Genomic DNA, 19,894 nt, shown 5'->3' with positions numbered 1-19,894 from the left:
GGCCATCCAGATTTGGAGTGGTTTTATCGCGCTATATGCTTTCATTTTTACGGCAAATTAGCCTGGCTGCAGTGCTGGGCATCATTACGCACTCGGTATCGGCTCAGGATGAGCCCATCAAGTTCGGTAAGCTTGACGCTACGGCTTTCAAGGCCTCGCAGTACAAAGGCGCGGAAGGAGCTCCGGCCATCGTGCTCTGCGATTTTGGCACCTCGCGCATTGTGGGGGCCGAAGACGGATTCAAAGCAGTGTTCGAGCGGGTAACGCGCGTGCTTGTGCTGAACAAAGCTGGCTACGAGCAGGCTACCGTTGCCGTGCCGCTGTACCACCACGAGGGCAAAGAAGAAGAGCTGCTGAACCTGCGCGGCTTCACATACAACCTCGTGGGCGAGAAAATTGAGAAGCAGAAGCTCGACGCCAAAGCCACGTTTGAGGAGAAGCTGGACGGCCGCCACAGCCTACGCAAGTTTTCGCTGCCAAGCGTGCGCGAGGGCAGCATCATCGAGTACGCCTACACCATCAAGTCCGACTTCCTGTTCAACCTGCAAGATTGGCAGTTTCAGCGCGACATTCCGGTGGCCTGGAGCGAGTACCGGACCATCATTCCGGGGTTCTTTCAATACAAGGAAATTCCGCACGGCTACCTCCCCTACACCACGCAAGGGCGCGACATTGTGGGCTACTCCACAGGCTATACCCAATCGGCCTCCGATAGCTATGGCACTCTAAGCGCCGCCACGGGCTCGGGCAACCAAATGCTGCTTTCGGGCAAGGCGGTGCGCAGCGTGTGGGCAATGCAGAACGTACCCGCCTTCCGCGAAGAGCCGTTCATGACCACGCGCAACGACTACCTGGCAGGCATCGATTTCGAGCTGGATAAAATAGTATTCGACCCCGACCGTCCGCAGCAGGTTACCTCTACTTGGGAGAAAATTGGCTCGGAGCTCCTGAAGGAAGAAGACTTTGGCGTACGCTTGCAAGGCCGCTCGCCGCTCCACAACGCCGCTGAGGTACTAAAAGCCCAACACACCGATGCCAGTGCGCGGGCCGCTGCGGTTGTTGCTCTGGTGCAAGGCAAGGTGCGCTACAACGGCCAGGAGCGTATGTACGCCACCACCCCGCTGCGCCGCGTGGTTGAGCAGGGTCAGGCCAGCGCGGCCGAGCTGAACCTGCTGCTGGTGCAAACCCTACGCGACGCCGGCTTGGACGCGCATCCCGTGCTGCTAAGCACGCGCAGCCACGGCCGCATTCAAACCGAAGTGCCGGTGCTCAGCCAGTTCAACTACGTAGTGGCGGGCGTAGCTGTGCCAGGCCAGCCCGAGCTACTGCTCGATGCCACCGAACCCTTGGCACTGCCCGGTACGCTGCCCGAGCGCTGCCTCAACGGCCAAGGCCGGCTGATCACGTCTGACGGTGGCAAGTGGGTGCCGCTCGCTCCCCGGCAACGCCACGCCCACTTTACCACTGCCCAGCTTAGCCTCGATGCGCAAGGCGCAATGCGCGGCAATATGCGCGAGGAGTACAACGGATACGCCGGGCTGGCCGAGCGCAACAAGGTAGCAGCCAGCGGCGAGCAGGCTTACCTCAAAGCCTTGGCGCAGCAACACCCCGACTGGGCGCTGAGCGGCACCAAAGTACTGAACCTCGAAAAGCTGGATCAAGCGTTGCTCGTTGAAACCAACCTTACGGTGCCCAGCTCGGCCACAGACGCAGCGCAGCAGTTGTATTTACCGGTGATGCAGCTGTTTACCGCTGCCCAAAACCCATTCGCCCACGCCGAACGCACTTTCCCCGTCGATTTTGGTACGCTGCAGGAGTTTACAACCTCCGTGCAGCTGACGCTGCCCACCAACTTTGCCGTGGAGGAGCTGCCCAAATCCGCTCAGGTAGAACTGCCTAACGGCCACGGGCGCTACCTCTACGAAGTAAAACAAGTGGGTAGCACGCTGCACCTTACCAGCCGCATGCAGCTGCGCAAAACGCAGTACCTGCCCCACGAGTACCCCGCCCTGCGCGAGCTGTTTACCCGCTCGGTGGCCAAGCACGCCGAACCGCTGGTGCTCCGCCGCACCAATTAGCCTGCTGCTCCTGCGGTTGCGCCGAGCTACCTAGGGCTGGCTATGCAGGCTTACCACTCCCCGATTTTTCTTTAACCTCTTACTTATGAAGCACTGTTTACCCCTGTTGCTAACCTTGGCTGGTGCGCTAGGCAGCGCCGCTTTCCTGCCCGCCTTAGGCCAAGCCGATCCGATTAAATTTGGCAAAATCGACCCGAAGGAGTTCGACGCTGCTGCCTTTAAAGCAGACAGTGCAGCCAACGCCGTCATCCTGTGCGATTTTGGCCGCACGCGCTTTAACGTAGGCCCTAAAGGCAACTTTCAGTACGTATTTGAGCGCGTTACCCGCATCAAAATTCTGAAGAAAGGCGGCTACGAGTGGGCCGACGTGCAAGTGCCGCTCTACCACAAGGGCTCCGACGACGAAAAGCTCAGCGGTGTGCACGGCTACACCTACAACATGGGCGCCAACGGCCAGGTTGAGAAGGTGAAGCTGGAAACGAGCAATGCCTTCACCGAGAAGGCATCCGAGAACATAACACTGCGCAAGTTTACCATGCCCGCCGTGCGCGAGGGCTCTGTTATTGAGTACACATACACGCTTACGTCGGACTTCCTGTTCAACTTTCAGGACTGGCAATTTCAGCATACCATTCCGGTGCGCTGGAGCGAGTATCGAGCTGCCATTCCGGAGTACTTCGACTACAAGCAGCTGTGGCAGGGCTATGAGCCGCTGAAGGTACAAGAGCGCAACGAAGGCACGGGGCAGTACACCATTCGCTGGTCTTCGGAAATTACGCCCGGCCTGGATGGCGGACGTACCTCGGGCGGTAGCGCCACGGTTACGCCCAGGGTTATGAATTACCGTTGGGCTATGGAAAACGTGCCGGCCATGCGCGAAGAGCCCTACATGACCACCACGCGCGACTACGTTTCGCGCCTCGATTTTGAGCTGGCCGGCTTGAAGTGGCCCGACGAGCCTTACCGTAACATGAGCAGCACGTGGCCCAAAATGCAGGAAGAGCTGCTCAACCACGAAAACTTTGGTGGCCAGCTGCGCAAAGGCGGTTTTTTGAAGTCCGAAATAGCCGCCATTGTTCAAAAACATCCCAACGAAGTTGAGCGCGCGGCGGCCGTGCACGATTTGGTACGACGCAATGTGAAGGCCAGCGGCACGGGCCTGTACGCGACGGGCTCCATCCGGAAAACCTGGGAGCAGCACCGTGGCTCGGCGGCCGATGCCAACTTGTTGCTGATCACGCTGCTGCGCGACGCCGGCCTGAAAGCCAACCCCGTAATTTTGAGCACGCGCGAGCACGGCTACGTCAACACCATTTTCCCGCTGCTTTCGCGTTTTAACTACGTAGTGGCGCATGTGCAGCTGCCCGATAGCCAGCAGGTGCTGGCCGATGCCACCCAGGAGTTGGCACCGTTTGGCATGCTGCCCGCTTCGTGCCTCAACGGGCAGGGCCGCCTGATTACCAGCACAAGTGAAGGCGATTGGGTCCCGCTCCAATCGAAGTTCCGTTTTGTGCATTTTCGCTCGGCCCAGCTTACGCTAGACGAGCGCGGCAGCCTTACCGGCAAAGTGCGCGACGAAGGAGCAGGCTACCTAGGCTTAATGCAGCGCAACACCTTGCGCGAACAGGGCGAGAAGAAATATGTGGAGAGCCTGCTGAAGAACAACGGCGGCTGGAAGATCGACAAGTTCACCTTCCAGAACGTGGATGCCTTAGCCAAGCCGTTATCGCTCGACTTGGACGTACGCGTGCCCGGCGAATCGGAGCAGCCCCTAGGTACCATTTACCTCAACGTGCTGCAAACCCTCAACCAAGCCAGCAACCCATTCTTGCTCACTGAGCGCCGCTTTCCGGTCGATTTCGGTACCCTGCTAGAGGAAACCAACATGGTAACGCTGACCATCCCGGATAACTACTCTATCGAGGAAATGCCCAAGAGCACCGCGTTGGAGTTGCCGGATGGCGGCGGTCGGTTCTTGTTCAGCATTACTCCCATGGGCAACAAGCTGCAGATTACCAGCCGTATGGTGCTGAGCCGCGCGCTGTACCTGAGCGAAGAGTATCCTGCACTGCGCGAGTTCTACACGCGCATGCTGGCCAAACAGACCGAGAAGCTTGTGCTGAAACGTAAGTCATGAGCCTCCTAGGTCAGCATTCTATTTCTTCGCGCTTTGCGCTAGCAGCGGCCCTGTGCTTGGGGCCGCTGCTAGCGCAAGCGGGGCAGCCGCTGCAATGGCCGGTGAGCAGCATTCCGGCCGCGCTACGCCAAAATGCGCACGCGGTTATTCGGCAGCAGGATGATATCCTAACAGTGAAAGCCGCCGGCCGCATGGTGTACACGGTGCACCGCGTGGTAACCGTGCTCGACGAACAAGGCGACAATTGGGGCGTGGCTGTGGTGCCCTACGATAAGCTGACGCAGGTTAGCTACCTGCGCGGCACCGTGTACGATGCCGATGGCCGCGTGGTGCGCACCCTGCGTACGGCCGACATCAAGGACTACAGCAACGTAAGCGGCGCCAGCCTTTTCGAAGACAACCGCGTGCGTGTGGGCGACCTACGCCAGCCGCGTTACCCCTACACTGCCGACTTCACTTACGAATACAGCTCCGACAACACGCTGAACTTCCCTGCCTGGAGTCCGCAGGATGAAGAGCACGTAAGCCTGGAGCACGCCACCTTGCGCGTAACCACCCCGCCCGAGCTGCCGCTGCGCTACCTCGAGGAGCGACTGCCGCAGGGCGGCGCCGTAACCAAAAGTCAGCAAGGCAACCAGTTGGTGTATGCCTGGCAGCTTACCAGCCTGCCGGCCCTGGAGCGCGAGCCTTACAGCCCGCCTTTGGCCGAGCAGGTGCCTACGGTGTATACCGCCCCAACAGCCTTCGAAGTACAAGGCCACCGCGGCGACATGACCAGCTGGCAAGGCCTAGGTAAGTGGGAGTACGACCTGAACCAGGACCGCGCCGAATTGAGCCCCGAGATAAAGGCGAAAGTAGCGGCTTTGGTAAAGGACATCAGCGAACCACGGCAACGGGTACGCAAGGTGTACGAATACCTGCAAAACTCTACCCGCTACGTGTCGGTGCAGTTGGGTATTGGGGGATGGCAGGCGTTTCCGGCCAGCACGGTAGCCAGCACCGGCTACGGCGACTGCAAGGCCCTCTCCAACTACTGCATGGCGCTGCTGCGCGCCGCCGGGGTGGAGAGTTTCTGCGCCATGATTGGTGCCGGCGAGCAGCGAGCGGCTATTCGCACCTCGTTCCCTAGCAACCAGTTCAACCACATGATTTTGTGCGTGCCCATGCCTAAGGACACGGTGTGGCTGGAGTGCACTTCGCAGAGCGAGGCGTTTGGTTACCTAGGCTCGTTTACGGGCGGGCGCCATGCCCTGCTGCTCACGCCCCAAGGAGGCAAGCTCGTGCGCACGCCCAGCTATGCCGCGGCTGTAAACGGCCAGTTTCGCAATGCCGAGGTGGTAATCGACGACAAAGGCCATGGCCGCGCTACCGTGCGCACGCTTTCTTCGGGCCTACAGCAAGATGCCCTTGCGCAGATGATTAGCGCACTGCCGGCTGATGAGCAACGCAAGCGTGCGTATGCCCGCCTAGGTTTGCCAACCGTTACCATCGAGCAGAGCAGCTGGCAGCCCAACCGCCAAGGTGCACTACCAGCCGTTACCGAACGCCTTACGCTCGCACTGCCAAGCTACGCCTCGCTCACGGGGCGGCGTCTGTTTTTGGTACCCAACCTGCTCAACCGCCTGCCCCCCCCTGCTCCTAGTGTGGGTGCACGGCAAACTCCACTGGTGCTGCACCTGCCCTTTACCGATGCCGACACTGTTCGATTTAAGGTACCGGCTGATTACAAGCCCGAATCGGTACCCGCGCCGGTGCAACTACGAACTGCATTTGGCAGCTATGAGGCTCAGGTACAAGTGCTTCAGGATGGCACAATTCAGTACATTCGCCGGTTGCAAATGCCTGATGGCCACTTCGAGGCAGCTCAGTACGAAGCGTATGAGGCATTTCGCCAGCGCATCAGCAAAGCCGACCGCATGCAGCTGGTATTGGTGCGGCCAGAGTCCTGATAGCACCCCAACTATATGAACGTAAACAGCCACTCCACCGGAGTGGCTGTTCTTTTTTGCGGTTACGTTTTTTCGTCTTTTGCAGCAGCAGTTTGGCAACTAATCTTCGGGCCTTGGGCATTACACCTAAAGCAGCCTCTACTCACCCGCAACTGTGGGCGCGTAGCTACGTTGTGCCTTACAAGGCGGGTGCCGATGATGGCCGTAGGATGGCGGTAAAAGCTGTAACTTGATTTTCTAACTGTTGAAGCCGCATTCGAAACTAGATGCCTATGCGCACATCCTTTACCCTGCCTTGGCCAGCGCTGCGTGGCGCAGTGCTGCGTGGCCTACTCCTAGCTGGTGTTGGTTTGCCTTTTTCGGCCTCGGCGCAGCGGGTGTTATGGGCCGATGCCAAAACCACTCAGCTATCTGCTGCTGCCCGCCGCACCACGCAAGCCCTAGGCAGATATAGGGTAGTTACGGTGCAAATGGCCAACTTGCGCGCTGCACTAGCCCAGGCGCCCGATGGCAACAACGCCCGCCGCTCCGGTACGGTAGTGGCCCTACCCCTCCCCGATGGCAGCTCGGGCCGGTTCAGGGTAACCGAAACCCAGGTTATGGCGCCCGAATTGGCAGCGCGCTACCCTGCCATCAAAACGTATTCCGCCCAAGGTATCGACGACCCAACCGCCACTGCCTACTTCGATGTGTCGGGGGCGGGCCTGCATGCCATGATTTTGTCGGCGGGCAATACGGTGTATGTCGACCCCGCCGCGGGAGGGCAAGAACACTTGGTGTTTTACAAGCGCGACATCAACGATGCGGCTCTAGCCCGGCGCGTGTGCCTTACCCAAACGCCTTCGGTGCTAAACCAGCGGCTTAGCCCGTTGCAAAACGGCACGGCCGCCCGCAGCAACGGCACCCAGCTGCGTACCTACCGTTTGGCCATGGCCTGCACAGGTGAGTACGCCGCCAAAAAAGGCGGAACAACCGAAGGCGCCCTGGCTGGCATTGTGGCCTCGGTGAACCGCGTGAGTGGGGTATACGAGAAAGAACTATCGATTCGGCTCCGGCTTGTTGCCAACACCGATCAGCTGATCTTCCTGGATCCGGCTACCGACCCGTACACCAACGAAAGCTCAGAGACGACTCTCAACACAAATCAGCAGGTTACCGACCAACGCATCGGGCCGGCCAACTACGACATTGGCCACGTGTTTACGACCGATGGTGGCGGCCTGGCGGGCCTAGGTGTGGTGTGCGTAGGCAACAACAAAGCCCGGGCCACCACAGGCCTTCCGAACCCGGTGGGCGACGCCTTCGATATTGACTTTGTGGCGCACGAGATGGGGCACCAGTTTGGCGCCAATCACACCTTCAACGCCACCGATGCTAATAACTGCCGGGTGGGCAACCGCTCCGGCTCCACAGCTTACGAGCCGGGCTCTGGCTCCACCATCATGGCCTACGCGGGCATTTGCGCGCCCTACAACCTGCAGGCCAACTCCGATGCCTATTTTCACACGGCTAGCTACGACGAAATTCTCGACCACGTAACCACCCTAGGTGCTTGCGCCAGCATCAGCAACACGGGCAACCGGCCACCAGTAGTAGAAGCTGGCGCCAATTACGTAATCCCGAAGGGCACGCCGTTCGAGCTGACAGGTACCGCTTCGGACCCCGATGGCGACGCCCTCACTTACTGTTGGGAAGAGCTGGACCTAGGGCCTGGCGGCAACCCCGATCAACCCCAGGGCGATGCGCCTATTTTCCGCTCGTTTCCGCCCACTACCGATCCTACCCGTGTTTTTCCGCGGCTTGGAGCTTTGCTGAACAACCTGCCGACCATCGGGGAGGTGCTGCCCCAGTACGGCCGCACGCTCAACTTCCGGCTAACCGTGCGCGACAACCGCACAGGGGGCGGCGCTACCAACTACGATGCCATTACGGTACCCGTAGCTGATAACGCCGGGCCCTTCGTCGTTACGGCACCCAATACCAACGTTACTTGGCGCACCACCGTGCCGCAACAAGTTACTTGGGATGTGGCCAATACAACGGCGGCCCCTGTTAGTGCCTCGCGGGTAGATATTTTGCTTTCTGTTGACGGTGGCCTGACGTACCCCTACACCCTGGCGGCCGGTACGCCCAACGATGGCGCCGAGCAAGTAACGGTGCCGGCAGGCGTGCCCCCCTCCACGCAAGTGCGGCTGAAGGTAAAAGCCACTGGTGGCATCTTCTTCGACATCTCCAACCAAAACTTTACGCTGCAAACGCCAACCGGGCCGGGCTTCTTTCTGGCAAGTGACTGCGCCAACAGCACCCAGTCTTTTTGCCCCGGCGGCTCGGTAAGCTGCAGCCTCAGCGTAGGTCAGATTTTAGGCTTTACGGGGCAAGTAACCTTGTCGGCTACGGGTATACCGGCAGGCGTTAGCGTAAACTTCGGCAGCACCCAGGTAGCCGCCGGCAGCACCACTTCGGTTACTATCAGCTCGGCGGCCACCACCGCCTCGGGCACCTACCCCATCACGGTATCGGGCACCAACGGCAGTACCACCGAAACGCAGGTAATTAGTTTGGTGGTGCGCAACTCGGCCAACGTGCCGCCCACCCTGCAGCAGCCCGCTGCCAACTCGCTGCGGGCATTGCCGCAGCCTAGGTTTACGTGGTCGGCCATACAGGGCGCAACCTCCTACGACCTGCAAGTAGCCACCGATGCGGGCTTCAGCAACTTAGTGATCAGCCAAACGGGCCTTACCACAAACTCCTACACAGCCGCTACCACGCTGCAAGAAAACGGCCGCTACTACTGGCGCGTGCGCGGTACGGCCGAGTGCGGGGTGGGCAACTGGTCGGCGGGCGAACAGTTTTACGTGGGCCAACTTGCCTGCACTACCTACACCCCCACCGATTTACCAGCTGCTATTACCAACTCAACCAACGCCACGGCTACTTCCACCATCACGGTAAACAGCACCGATGTGGTGTCCCAGGTGCGGGTGCGCAACCTTCGCATTACGCACCGCGACCTAGGCGAGCTGGTGCTGGAGCTACGCGGGCCCAACAACATCCGCGTGCGCCTGGGCTCGTCGCCGTGCCCGGGCACAGCCAACATCAACGCCAGCTTCGACGATGCGGCCCCAACGGGTATAACCTGCCCCATTAACACCGGCGGCACCTACCGACCCGAAAGTGCACTGGCCGCGTTCAGAGGCAACCCAGCCAATGGGCCATGGACGCTGCACGTACTGGATGTAGCCCCGGGCAATGCCGGCTCCTTCACCAACTGGACCCTAGAGCTTTGCACCGTGCAAGATGCCATAACCAGCAGCCTCAGCCCCAAGCAGTTGCAAGGTGTATCGGTGTACCCCAACCCCAGCACCGGCCGTTTCGAGCTGAATGTGGACAACAGCTTACGCGGTACTATGCAGGTGCGCGTAACCGATGCCGTGGGCCGCACCGTGCTGGCTGAGCAGCTCACCAAAGGTGCCGGCCAGTTGCGCCACACCCTCGACCTAGGCAAGCTAAGCCAAGGGGTGTACCACCTGCAGGTGGAGCTGCCCGGCGGCGGCACGGCCACCCAAAAGCTGATGAAGTTGTAAGCGCAATCGGGTACGTAATCATGCAACAAGCGGCGGTTCCTGCTTTCAGGAGCCGCCGCTTGCTTTGTGGCCCATTGCTGGCCCAGGCACCTACAACGCTACCCGCAGTTGGGCCTTTACTTCGGAGCGTTGTGGGCCCTGGATTTCTTCGAGGCCCGAGCCTACGGTTTTTTGTCCGCGGTACGTAGTGGTGGCATAGCGCACCCAAAGCGTAATGTGGCGGCCGAGCTTGTACTCGGCCAAAGCATACATGCGGGTGCCGCGGCCCGCCAGCGCCGGCACCGAAAAAGCATACAGCACATCCTGCTCGTAGGCGTACTGGCGGGTGTCGTAATCGTCGGTATCGAAGAGCGCGTAGCGGGCCGATAGGCGCAGGGCGCGCAAGGGCTGCACGGTTACATCCTGGGCCAGCAAATAACCCGTGCGCCGGGGGCCTAGGTCTTCGCGGTAGTGGGTACCCTGCAGGCGGGTGCGCAGGCTAAGGATGCTGGTAGGATTGGTGTCGTAGAACAGCAGTAACGAGCGGCGTAGTGCAGGCACCGGGTTAGGCACGGGGCGCGAGGCGTCGGCATCGTTGGGCTTTTGGCGGGTGCGCACCTGCGCGTAAAGCTGACTGGTTTTGGTAGGCGAAAACGCCACGCGCACCAGCCAATCGTACCCGCGCGAAGGGGCACTTACCTGGTAACGCAACCACGGAAACCGAAACTGATCGTAGTATGCCGATAGCTCCCACCGCGCCAAGGGCCGCAGCTTCAGGCCTAGGTACAAGCCGCTTTCGTTGATGTTACGGGTGTTTTCGCCGAAAGCGTTGCCGTAAAGCGTATGAAAGTTGCGCGCGTAGTGCCGGTAAAGCACGGCGGCATCCACATCGGAGCCTAGGCTGGCAAGCAAGCCGTTTACCGTACCTAGGCCGCCACTGCTGCTGCGGGCCGTTTCGCCGAACAGGCTAAGGTTGCGCCACCCGTAGCTGTAGTGCGCCGATATGGCCAAGTTTTGTCTCCCGCCAAATTCGTACAGGTTGTACGGCTCGGGGCGGCGCTGCAGGGGTTTATCGAAGGTGGTGCCCACGGCCGTAAGCCCCAAACTGAGCTGGCTACCTAGGGGCGCAAAAGTAACGTTGCCGCCCACAATGCCCTCGCGCAAGCTGCGGCGGTTGTTCAGCTCGGCGTTGGTACGGTGAAACCCTGTCAGCAGCAAGCCCGAGGCAAAATCCGTGGCTTCTTCCTCCAGCGAATCGGCTAACGTGGCGCGCAACGAGGCATCTACGCGCTTGAGCGAGGCAAAACCCGTGAGGCGCCAGCTCGGCGCAGGCGCCACGGTGGCCGCCGCTCCACGGAAAAACGAGCTTTCGAGCACCGAGGTGTAGGGCCTAATGCCTAGGTTGGAGCGGCGCAGCGTGGTAATGGTTTCGGCCCCTTTGCCCACCTGCAACCCCGACGACAGCAACAACCCTTGCTCAAACTGCAACTGGTAGTCGCCTACAATTACCGCCTTAAGCCGCCCGCGCTCAAACAGCCCTAGGTGCGCCGAGTAGTAATCGAAGCCATAGCGGCGGGTGCCGGGGCTCCAGGTAAACTGCTCGCCGGCGTCTTTCTCGGCCGCAAAGCCAATGCTGAAATCGCGCGCATGGCTGGTTCGGAATCGTATCAGCAGCTTATCGGGCGAGCCTAGGTAGCGGCTCGATTGGCTACCGTTGCTGTTGATGGTAGGTGCAGTATAGCCTTTGCGCTCTTGCAACACCCGCTCGTAGCGGATAAACAGCGCGTTGTTGTCTTCTTGCAAAATGCGCTGCCACAAGGGGCCGCGCACGGCGTTGCCGCTCGGCTCGCCCACCGTCGCAAACGGAGCCAGCCGGTAGATGGTGCGCAAATCCAGCTCGTCGATGCTTTGCAGCTCGTAGAGGCTCAGCAAGGCGCCGTTTCGCTCGCGGTGCTCGAGCAGGGCCGTAATCTGCGGTTGCGAGAGTAGCAGCAGGCTGGTCAGCTCCTCGCGCGTGGCGGTGTTCAGGTTGAGCGGCGTTTGCAGGTACTGCAGCAGCGTCTCGTACAGGTCTTCGTAGGGTACTTGGTCGCTTTGCGGCTCGGCAAACAGTTCCTGCATCAGCCGGTCGAGGTCGGGGCGCTGGCGCGGGTAATCCTGCACTTGGCCCTGCGCCCGCAGCGCACCTAGGGTATAGAGTACCGCCAGCAGGAGCCACACCCTTCCCCTGCGTTTGCGCCGCCAATCACCTAGGCGGCTCATAGCTCGGCAGAGGCTTTGGGTTCAAAGCGCAGGCTCACGCTCAGGTGTTGGCTCAGCCCGAGCGCATTGTGCCAGGCGGCTCCATAATCAACGCGGGCTCTGCCAAAGCGCAGCCCAAAGCCACCAGTCATCTGTTCGGTTAGCGTAGCAACTCCCGCCCGCATTGCAAACGCCTCAACTATTTGGTACTCGAGCCCCGCTTTCAAATCGGCGGCCTGCTCCACGTCCTTTTCGGTTTCTATCAGCAACAACACCTTGGGCGTAGCGCGGTAGCCCAAACCGGCTTTTAGCACAGTAGGTACGCGCTCGTTTTGGTATTCGGCCAACCGAGCTTGGTTGAGGTTGTAGAGGTAAGCCCCGAAGGTCAGCTTCTGCGGTACTATTTCAGCCTGCCCGCCCAGCGACAACGCCACCGCACGCCGGCTCCCCAGGCCTTCGATACGCACCTGCAGCATATCGGCCCGCGCTCCTACGCTGAACAACCCTAAGCGGTAACCATAGCCCACGCCAGCGCGCTGCTCGTTGTAGAGCTTGCCGCCAAAACGCTGCAGCTCCACGCCTACTACGCCGTGCGGTGCCGCAGTGGCAGTACTGCCCACGGGCTGCTTACTTAGGGGTAAAGCCGCAGCCAAAGCAGCATTGCCAAACTCCGGAATCAGAAAACGGTTGTCGGCGTATACCCCGGCTTCGGGCCGCGTGAGAGCACCCAGGCCCGCTGCATTGTTGCCTATTGCCCACACATCGGCTAGCGTAACGGAAGCATTGCCCAAAGCGGCGGCCCGCCCGCCGCGTACGCCGGGACCGTTGCCCTGCGCAGCGCCGAAAAGAGGTAAGAAGATGAATAATAGCCCTAAGTATAGTTTTGGCATAAGCACGCACATTACGACGCCATAAAGTTCTGAATAAGAACTGGCAACAAAAAAGCCCCGGAGCCTTTGCAGGCTCCGGGGCTTTCATACGCAGAAAACCACCTAGGGCTTACATGCCGGCCGAAGCCGCCTCGCCCTTTTTCTTTTTGGTTTTCACCTTCACTTTGGTCGATTTCGCGTCGGCAGCCGGGGTATTGGCTGCCACTGCTGTGTTCGGGTTAGGCCCGTTGTTTACAATCGTCATTTCATCGACGATGTGTTTGGCGCCGCCCAGCTTCTCGATGCACCACAGCACGTAGCGGATGTCGGCGTTGATGCAGCGCTTCAGGTCGGGGTCGTAGGCCAGGTCGCCGGTCATAGCCTCCCAGTTGCCGTCGAAGGCCAGACCGATCAGCTCGCCGCGGCCGTTGATAACCGGCGAACCGGAGTTGCCGCCCGTGATGTCGTTATCGGTGATGAACGCGACGGGCAGGGTGCCGTTTTTATCGGCGAAGCGGCCGAAATCCTTGGCCTGCAGCAGCTGGCTTTGCTTGGCCGGCACCACAAACTCGGGGTTCGTGTTGTCTTCCTTCTCCAGAATACCCTGGCCGGTAGTGTAGTAGTTGTACTGCACGGCGTCGCGGCCTTTGTAAGCGCGCACGGTGCCGTAGCTCAGGCGCAGCGTGGAGTTGGCATCGGGCGAGTACACCTTGTTGGCGTTCTTCTGACGCAGAGCAGCTACGTACAGGCGGTTGGCGCGCACGAGGCTGGCTTGCAGGGCCTGCGTTTTGGGCAGGATGTTCTGCAGGTAGTTCGAGTACACCGACTGGAAGGTTTTGAACGCCGGATCGGCCTCCAGCTTAGCGGCCGTAGGCGCGGCCAGGAAGGCCTCTACCTTGGCTTTCGAAGTCAGCAGCGAGTTGCCGAACACGTAGTCGGCGTACTTCGGCATCGAGCCGCCGTACTGCTTCTGCACCGTCTGGAACACGTCGGGCTGCTGCTCCTTGGCCACATCCTGCATGTACAAACCTAGGAGCGCGGCAAACACCTTTTTGTCGGTAGCAGCGCTGTAGTCTTTGAAGTGCTCGGCTACGGGCTCTTTCAGGTCTTCGGCGGCTTTTTGCACGGCCGCTTTGTCGGTGCCCTTTAGGGCTTGGTACAGCGGCATCATGCGCGAGGCCAGTGTCAGGATTTCGGTACCGAATGCGCCTTCGTTCACATACTGCGCGCTCAGGTTGTACTGGCGCAGGCCTTCGTAGGCCTGGTTGATGTCCTGCAGCACCGTGCCGTACTGCTGCTGACGCGCGGGGTCGGCGGCAATCCATTGGGCCAAGGCAGCCTCCTCGCCTTTCTTCTGGTCAACCGTTTTCAGGCGCTTCATGCCCTCGTTCTGGCCGATGAAGTATTTCCAATAGTTGGCAATGTTGGCGTACTTCGACGCGTAGGCCAGGCGCAGGGCCGGGTCGCGGTCCATATCTTCCTTCCATAGCTTCAGGCGGGTGTCGCGCAGCTTAATGCGGGCGGGGTTGCTCTGGTCGAGCGTCATTTGCAGGCCAGCCGCGGGCAAAAAGCGCTGCGTACGACCGGGGAAGCCAAACACCATCGAAAAGTCGCCTTCGCTTACGCCTTGCAGGCTCACGGGCAAGTGCTTCTTGGGGATGTAGGGCACGTTGTCGGCCGCAAAGCCGGCGGTGGGCTTGTTGTCTTTGGAGGCGTACACCCGGAACAGCGAGAAGTCGCCGGTGTGGCGGGGCCACATCCAGTTGTCGGTGTCGCCACCGAACTTGCCTACGGCTTCGGGCGGAGCACCCACGAGGCGCACATCGCCAAAGCGCTGGTACACGAACAGGTAGAACTCGTTGCCGGCAAACATGTCGCGCACGTAGGCTACGTACTGGCCGTTTTCCTTAGCAGCGTTGGCTAGCTCGCGCTGGCGCTGCTGAATGGTAGCAGTACGCTCGGCCTCGGTGGTTTGGGGCGTAATGCCCTCGAGCACCTTGCCGGTTACGTCTTCCATGCGCACCAAAATATCCACGAACAAACCGGGGTTGGTTTTTTCGTCGGCGCGGGTTTGGGCGTAAAAGCCGTTCTGCAGAATGTTGTTCTGCGTGGTGCTGTGGCTCTGGATGGCGTCGTAGCCGCAGTGGTGGTTGGTGAGCAGTAAGCCTTCTTTCGACACGAACTCGCCGGTGCAGAAGCCGCCAAGCTGTACAATGGCGTCCTTCAGGGAGGCGTTGTTCACGTCGTAAATTTCCTCGGGCGTAAGCTTGAGGCCCTTCTTCTGCATGTCGGCGTGGTTGAGGCGCTTAACCAGCAGCGGCAGCCACATGCCTTCGTCGGCGCGGGCTACGGCGGGCAGCAACAGCGCCAGCAGCAAGCCTTTCAGCCAAGAGCGTTTGAGCATTGGTGAGATAAGTAGGAAGTGGTGAAAAGAGTGGAAATTGCCCTGGGCAACCCCGAACCAAACTTACGAAGGCGGGCGTTGACACCCTAACACCCGTTCGGTTCGGCTGGGCGGGCACTTTCAGCAACACCGCCCTTGGCAGCCCTGTTCAAATACTTTTTCTTGGCTTTGGTGTGGGTGTATCGGCACTTGATTTCGCCGCTAAAGCCCGCCACCTGCCGCTACACGCCCACTTGCTCGGCTTACGCTACCGAGGCCATTCGGCGCTACGGCCCGTGGCGCGGAGGCTGGTTGGCGCTGCGCCGCATCGGGCGCTGCCACCCCTGGGGCGGCTTCGGCCACGACCCCGTTCCGGAGAAGTAATTGGTTGGCACCTGGCGCTGGCTGCCATAGCTGCTTCTCGGCCCTAGGTGGTGCGTTTGCGTATAGCAGATAGGTACGCCCGCAGGCCGGGCGTTTTACTGGCACTATCCGCAATGCACATGAACCGATTACTGGCGGGCCTGCTCAGCATGGCTCTTATTGGCTCTACTGCCTGTTCCGAAGCACAAAACGAACAAGCCGAAGGCAAGGGCAAAAAAGGAAAAGGCGGTAAGAAGAAAGACAAGACCGAGGCCATGAACCCGGTGGCGGGCCTCACGAAAGTAGGCACCATGCCCAGCGAAGTACCCGAAAGCTCGGGCCTGTCGCGTGGGCCCGAGGCGGGCACTTTTTACACCCACGGCGACACGCGCAGCCCCGGCGGCGGCCCCTCTATTTACTTGGTGCGCGAAAACGGCCAGCTGGTGCGGCGCATCGAGCTGCAAGGCGTACAGCAGCAAGACTGGGAATCGGTGTCGCAGGATACGCAGGGCCGCCTGTACATTGCCGATTGCGGCAACAACGGCAACGACCGCCAAGACCTCACCATTTACCGCATCGACCCGAAGAACCTAGGCACGGTCAGCAAAATCCAGTTTTCGTACCCCGATCAGAAGGAGTTTCCGCCGGCCAAGGAGGAGCGCAACTTCGATGTGGAAGCCTCGTTATGGCACAACGGCCGCATCTATCTGTTTTCGCGCGACCGCGCCAACGACCGCACCAGCAAAATATACAGCCTCGATGCCAACGGCCCCGCTCGCCAAACGGCGCAGCGCGTGGGCGAGCTTACGCTGCCCGGCCAAGTAACCGATGCCGCCCTCAGCCCCGATGGCTCGCGCTTGGTGCTGCTGGGCCGCGAGCAAATCTTTGTGGGCGCCGTGAGCGGCAGCAACTTTGGCGAGGCCAAAATGCAAGCCGTGGAGATGAAAGGCGCCGGCCAAACCGAGGGCGTCGTGTTCATCGACAACAACACGGTACTCATCAGCAGCGAGCAGGGCGCTTTGTACCGCTACAACCTGCCGCAGTAGCCCCGGCACTTGTACTAAACTGCCTTGGTTGTACCTAGGCGGGCAAATCGGCCCTGGGCTACGCCCGGCGGCCGTTTTTTGCTTATCATTGAACCTGAAAATGCACCGCAGCCGCATTGGGCTGCCCTACCCTTTTTCTACTTCTCACTTATGAGTAACACTGCCGTTACCACCCTGCGCGCCGGCGTTTTGCACGGCGACGAGGTTCAACAGCTGTTCGAGTACGCCAAGGAGCACGGCTTTGCCCTGCCCGCCGTAAACGTAACGGGTACCGACACGGTAAACGCCGTGCTCGAAACCGCAGCGGCCGTAAACTCGCCGGTTATCATTCAGTTCTCGAACGGTGGTGCGCAGTTCTTCGCCGGTAAGGGCGCGCCCAACGACAAGCAGCAGGCCAGCATTGCCGGTGCCGTTTCGGGCGCCATGCACGTGCACCAAATGGCCGAGCTCTACGGCGTACCGGTAATTCTGCACACCGACCACGCCGCCAAGAAACTGCTGCCCTGGATCGACGGCATGCTCGAGGCTGGCGAAAAGTACTTCGCGCAGCACGGCCGCCCGCTGTTCAGCTCGCACATGATCGACCTGTCGGAGGAGCCGATTGAGGAGAATATCGAAATCTGCAAGGAGTACTTGGCCCGCATGGATAAGCTGGGCATGACGCTGGAAATCGAGCTAGGCGTAACCGGCGGCGAGGAAGACGGCGTTGACAACTCCGGCGTTGATTCGAGCAAGCTGTACACCCAGCCTTCGGAAGTGGCCTACGCCTACGAGGAGCTGCTGAAGGTGAGCCCGCGGTTTACCATTGCCGCGGCGTTCGGCAACGTGCACGGCGTGTACAAGCCTGGCAACGTAAAGCTGCAGCCCGTAATTCTAAAAAACTCACAGGAGTACGTACGCGAGAAGTTTGGCCTGCAAGAGGCGCTGCCGATCAACTTCGTGTTCCACGGCGGCTCGGGTTCGTCGCAGGAAGAAATCCGCGAGGCCATCAGCTACGGTGCCATCAAGATGAACATCGACACCGACCTGCAGTGGGCGTTCTGGGACGGCATCAAGAACTTCTACAAGAAGAACGAAGCCTACCTGCAAGGTCAGATTGGCAACCCCACCGGCGAAGATGCTCCCAACAAGAAATACTACGACCCGCGCGTGTGGCTGCGCGAAGGCGAAAAGACGTTTGTGGAGCGCCTGAAGCAAGCCTTCGACGACCTGAACGCGCTGAACCGCCGGCCCTAGGTCGGTACTGCCTCCTCTAGCAAAAAAGCCCGCTGCTTAGCGGGCTTTTTTCGTTTTAGGCGCTGGTGCATCGGCCACTGCTGCGGGCTTGTCAGCAATAAGGCGGTTACTGCGCATCCAGTTAAGGGCGCGTTCGAACCACTTATCGGGGCTAGTGGGGTTGTGCAGGCCAAACCCGTGGCCGCCGCGCTGGTAGATGTGCATTTCGGCGGGCACTTGGTGGTGTTGCAGAGCCTGGAAAAACGCCAGCGTATTGCCCACGGGCACGCTCTTGTCGTCGGCGGCGTGCATTAGGAAAGTGGGTGGCGTTTGGGCGGTTACTTGCCGGTCGTTGGAGTAGGCCACCACCCTATCGGCAGCGGGCGTTTTGCCAATCAGGTGTTCGCGCGAGCCGGGGTGCGCGAGGTTGTCGCTGAAACTGATAACCGGATAACCTAGGATCAGGAAATCGGGCCGCAGGTTGGTGTTGGCGGCATTGGGTATAACCGCTTGCCCAAACTTTGTACCCACCGAAGATGCTACGTGCCCGCCGGCCGAAAAGCCCAACACGCCTACCCGGCTGGGGTTGATGTTCCATTTGCGGCTGTTGTCGCGCACTAGCTTAATGGCTTGCTGCGCATCCTGCAAGGGCACGAGCTCTTTGTTGGTCATGCAGGCATCGTCGGGCAGGCGGTACTTCAGCACAAAAGCCGCTACGCCTGCTTCGTTGAACGCCTTGGCTACCTCGTGCCCTTCGTGCTCGGTGGCGAGGCGCACGTAACCGCCGCCGGGGCAAATAATCACCGCCGCCTGGGCCGAATCGGGCTTGGCGGGCAGGTATACCGTAAGTGTGGGCACCGTAACGCCGCTTATGCGGCCGCGCTCCTGTTGCACCTCTTTGGTGTTGCAGGGGCGGGCGTTGGGTACTGCTTTGTCGTACAGCGGCACCACGGTTTGGGCTTGGCTCATCAGGGGCAGGCTTAGCAATGCGGCGGCAAGCAGTTTTTTCATGGCACAAAAAACAAACTGCCGCTCATGGGGTATGAGCGGCAGTTTTAAGGTAAACCAATAGGCGCTATGCCTTCCGAACTTTTGCCGGCACGGCTTCCTCGCTGCCTAGGTCGCGCGGGGCAAAGCCATAACGATTGTTGTGGTTCTTGCCGGCGCGCAGCAGCACCCACAAGCCCACCAAAATCAATGGAATGCTCAGAATTTGGCCCATGTTGAGGGGTAGCCGGTCTTCAAAGGTTTCCTGGTTTTCCTTCAGGAACTCAACCAGGAAGCGGAAGGTGAAGAGTAGCGTTACGAACAAGCCAAACAACAAGCCACGCGGCGTTTGCTCTTTGTAGCGGTTCCAGAGCCAGTACAGCAACCCAAACAGAAATAGGCAAAACAAGGCCTCGTAAATCTGGGTGGGGTGGCGCAGCTCGTTCGGAATGTTGCCCGCTTGGTGATGAATTTCGTTGTAGCGCGCAAACTTGAACGCCCACGGCACATCGGTTTCGCGGCCGATGATTTCGGAGTTCATTAAGTTACCTAGGCGAATGCACATGCCGCCCGTGGCCACCACAATCACAATGCGGTCGAGCACCCACAAGTAGTCGAACTTGTTGTTGCGCGCAAACAGCCACACGGCCAGCAAAATGCCGATGGTAGCGCCGTGGCTCGCCAAGCCGCCTTCCCAAATCTTCAGAATCTCGCCGGGGTGGGCGAGGTAGTAATCGGCATCGTAGAAGAACACGTGCCCGAGGCGCGCACCCAGCACCGTACCGATGAGCATGTAAATGGTGATGACATCGACCCAACGCGGCGACACTCGCTCCGATTTGTAGATGTGCGTGAGGATAAACGAGCCGATAATGAAGCCCAACGCGAACAGCAGGCCGTACCAGCGCAGCGTGAGTGGCCCTAACTGAGCCAGAATGGGCGAAACATCCCAGGTGATATAAGCGAGCATAGGCACTTTGGCGCGATGTGTCGGACAAAAGTAGGGGTGCATTGCACGCACCGGCTACAAAGAACGATTATCCTAGGAAAAATCACAGGCCCG

Annotated in this window: 12 protein-coding genes; 7 read left to right on the top strand and 5 right to left on the bottom strand. The window is 60.0% G+C overall.

Annotated elements, in window-relative coordinates:
- Nucleotides 1-35 precede the first annotated feature (35 nt).
- The 4 genes from ASU33_RS01795 to ASU33_RS01780 all read left to right on the top strand — a co-directional run bounded on the left by ASU33_RS01795 (nt 36) and on the right by ASU33_RS01780 (nt 9,748).
- The gene (locus tag ASU33_RS01795) at nt 36-2,078 is read left to right on the top strand and encodes a DUF3858 domain-containing protein (RefSeq protein WP_078062786.1); all 2,043 of its coding nucleotides are present in this window, start codon (nt 36-38) and stop codon (nt 2,076-2,078) included.
- Between the two features lie 85 nt (nt 2,079-2,163).
- On the top strand, nt 2,164-4,215 hold the full coding sequence (locus ASU33_RS01790) for a DUF3858 domain-containing protein (protein WP_059067536.1): 2,052 nt from the start codon (nt 2,164-2,166) through the stop codon (nt 4,213-4,215).
- Nucleotides 4,212-6,164 (top strand): DUF3857 domain-containing transglutaminase family protein, encoded by a 1,953-nt coding sequence (locus tag ASU33_RS01785; RefSeq protein ID WP_059067534.1) that lies wholly within the window; start codon nt 4,212-4,214, stop codon nt 6,162-6,164. Before ASU33_RS01790 ends, ASU33_RS01785 begins: the two co-directional genes overlap by 4 nt.
- A 272-nt stretch (nt 6,165-6,436) precedes the next feature.
- On the top strand, nt 6,437-9,748 hold the full coding sequence (locus ASU33_RS01780; RefSeq protein ID WP_059067532.1) for a reprolysin-like metallopeptidase: 3,312 nt from the start codon (nt 6,437-6,439) through the stop codon (nt 9,746-9,748).
- 90 nt (nt 9,749-9,838) lie between these two features.
- On the opposite strand, the gene ASU33_RS01775 is transcribed toward ASU33_RS01780, so the two are convergent.
- From ASU33_RS01775 to ASU33_RS01765, 3 genes are all read right to left on the bottom strand, one after another.
- On the bottom strand, nt 9,839-11,989 hold the full coding sequence (locus ASU33_RS01775) for a ComEA family DNA-binding protein (RefSeq protein ID WP_059067530.1): 2,151 nt from the start codon (nt 11,987-11,989) through the stop codon (nt 9,839-9,841).
- Nucleotides 11,986-12,858 carry a hypothetical protein gene (locus tag ASU33_RS01770; RefSeq protein ID WP_149866991.1) on the bottom strand — a complete coding sequence of 291 codons (873 nt, stop codon included), beginning with the start codon at nt 12,856-12,858 and terminating at the stop codon, nt 11,986-11,988. Before ASU33_RS01770 ends, ASU33_RS01775 begins: the two co-directional genes overlap by 4 nt.
- Nucleotides 12,859-12,967: 109 nt before the next feature.
- Nucleotides 12,968-15,241, bottom strand: coding sequence for a S46 family peptidase (locus ASU33_RS01765; protein ID WP_078062784.1), 2,274 nt, complete (start codon nt 15,239-15,241; stop codon nt 12,968-12,970).
- A 135-nt stretch (nt 15,242-15,376) separates the two neighbouring features.
- Here ASU33_RS01765 and yidD point away from each other — a divergent pair, with 135 nt between their 5' ends.
- The 3 genes from yidD (at nt 15,377) to fbaA (ending at nt 17,865) form a co-directional block, all read left to right on the top strand.
- Nucleotides 15,377-15,604 (top strand): membrane protein insertion efficiency factor YidD, encoded by a 228-nt coding sequence (gene yidD / locus ASU33_RS01760; protein ID WP_078062783.1) that lies wholly within the window; start codon nt 15,377-15,379, stop codon nt 15,602-15,604.
- A gap of 119 nt (nt 15,605-15,723) precedes the next feature.
- A complete protein-coding gene (locus tag ASU33_RS01755; protein ID WP_149866990.1) occupies nt 15,724-16,629 on the top strand; it encodes an SdiA-regulated/phytase-like domain-containing protein in 906 nt (301 codons plus the stop codon).
- A gap of 150 nt (nt 16,630-16,779) precedes the next feature.
- Complete coding sequence (gene fbaA / locus ASU33_RS01750) at nt 16,780-17,865, top strand: class II fructose-bisphosphate aldolase (RefSeq protein ID WP_059067523.1); 1,086 nt, start codon at nt 16,780-16,782, stop codon at nt 17,863-17,865.
- Nucleotides 17,866-17,901: 36 nt separating this feature from the next.
- Here the strand turns inward: fbaA and ASU33_RS01745 are convergent, their stop codons facing one another.
- The gene (locus tag ASU33_RS01745; RefSeq protein ID WP_059067521.1) at nt 17,902-18,855 is read right to left on the bottom strand and encodes an alpha/beta hydrolase; all 954 of its coding nucleotides are present in this window, start codon (nt 18,853-18,855) and stop codon (nt 17,902-17,904) included.
- A 64-nt stretch (nt 18,856-18,919) separates the two neighbouring features.
- Nucleotides 18,920-19,801 (bottom strand): prolipoprotein diacylglyceryl transferase, encoded by an 882-nt coding sequence (gene lgt, locus ASU33_RS01740; protein WP_078062782.1) that lies wholly within the window; start codon nt 19,799-19,801, stop codon nt 18,920-18,922.
- Nucleotides 19,802-19,894: the final 93 nt, after the last annotated feature.

Origin of the sequence: Solirubrum puertoriconensis, assembly GCF_001483135.1 — a bacterium.
GTDB lineage: Bacteria > Bacteroidota > Bacteroidia > Cytophagales > Hymenobacteraceae > Solirubrum > Solirubrum puertoriconensis.
The sequence above is the reverse complement of the archived record's forward strand: the minus strand, read 5'-3'. Positions and strand labels throughout refer to the sequence as shown.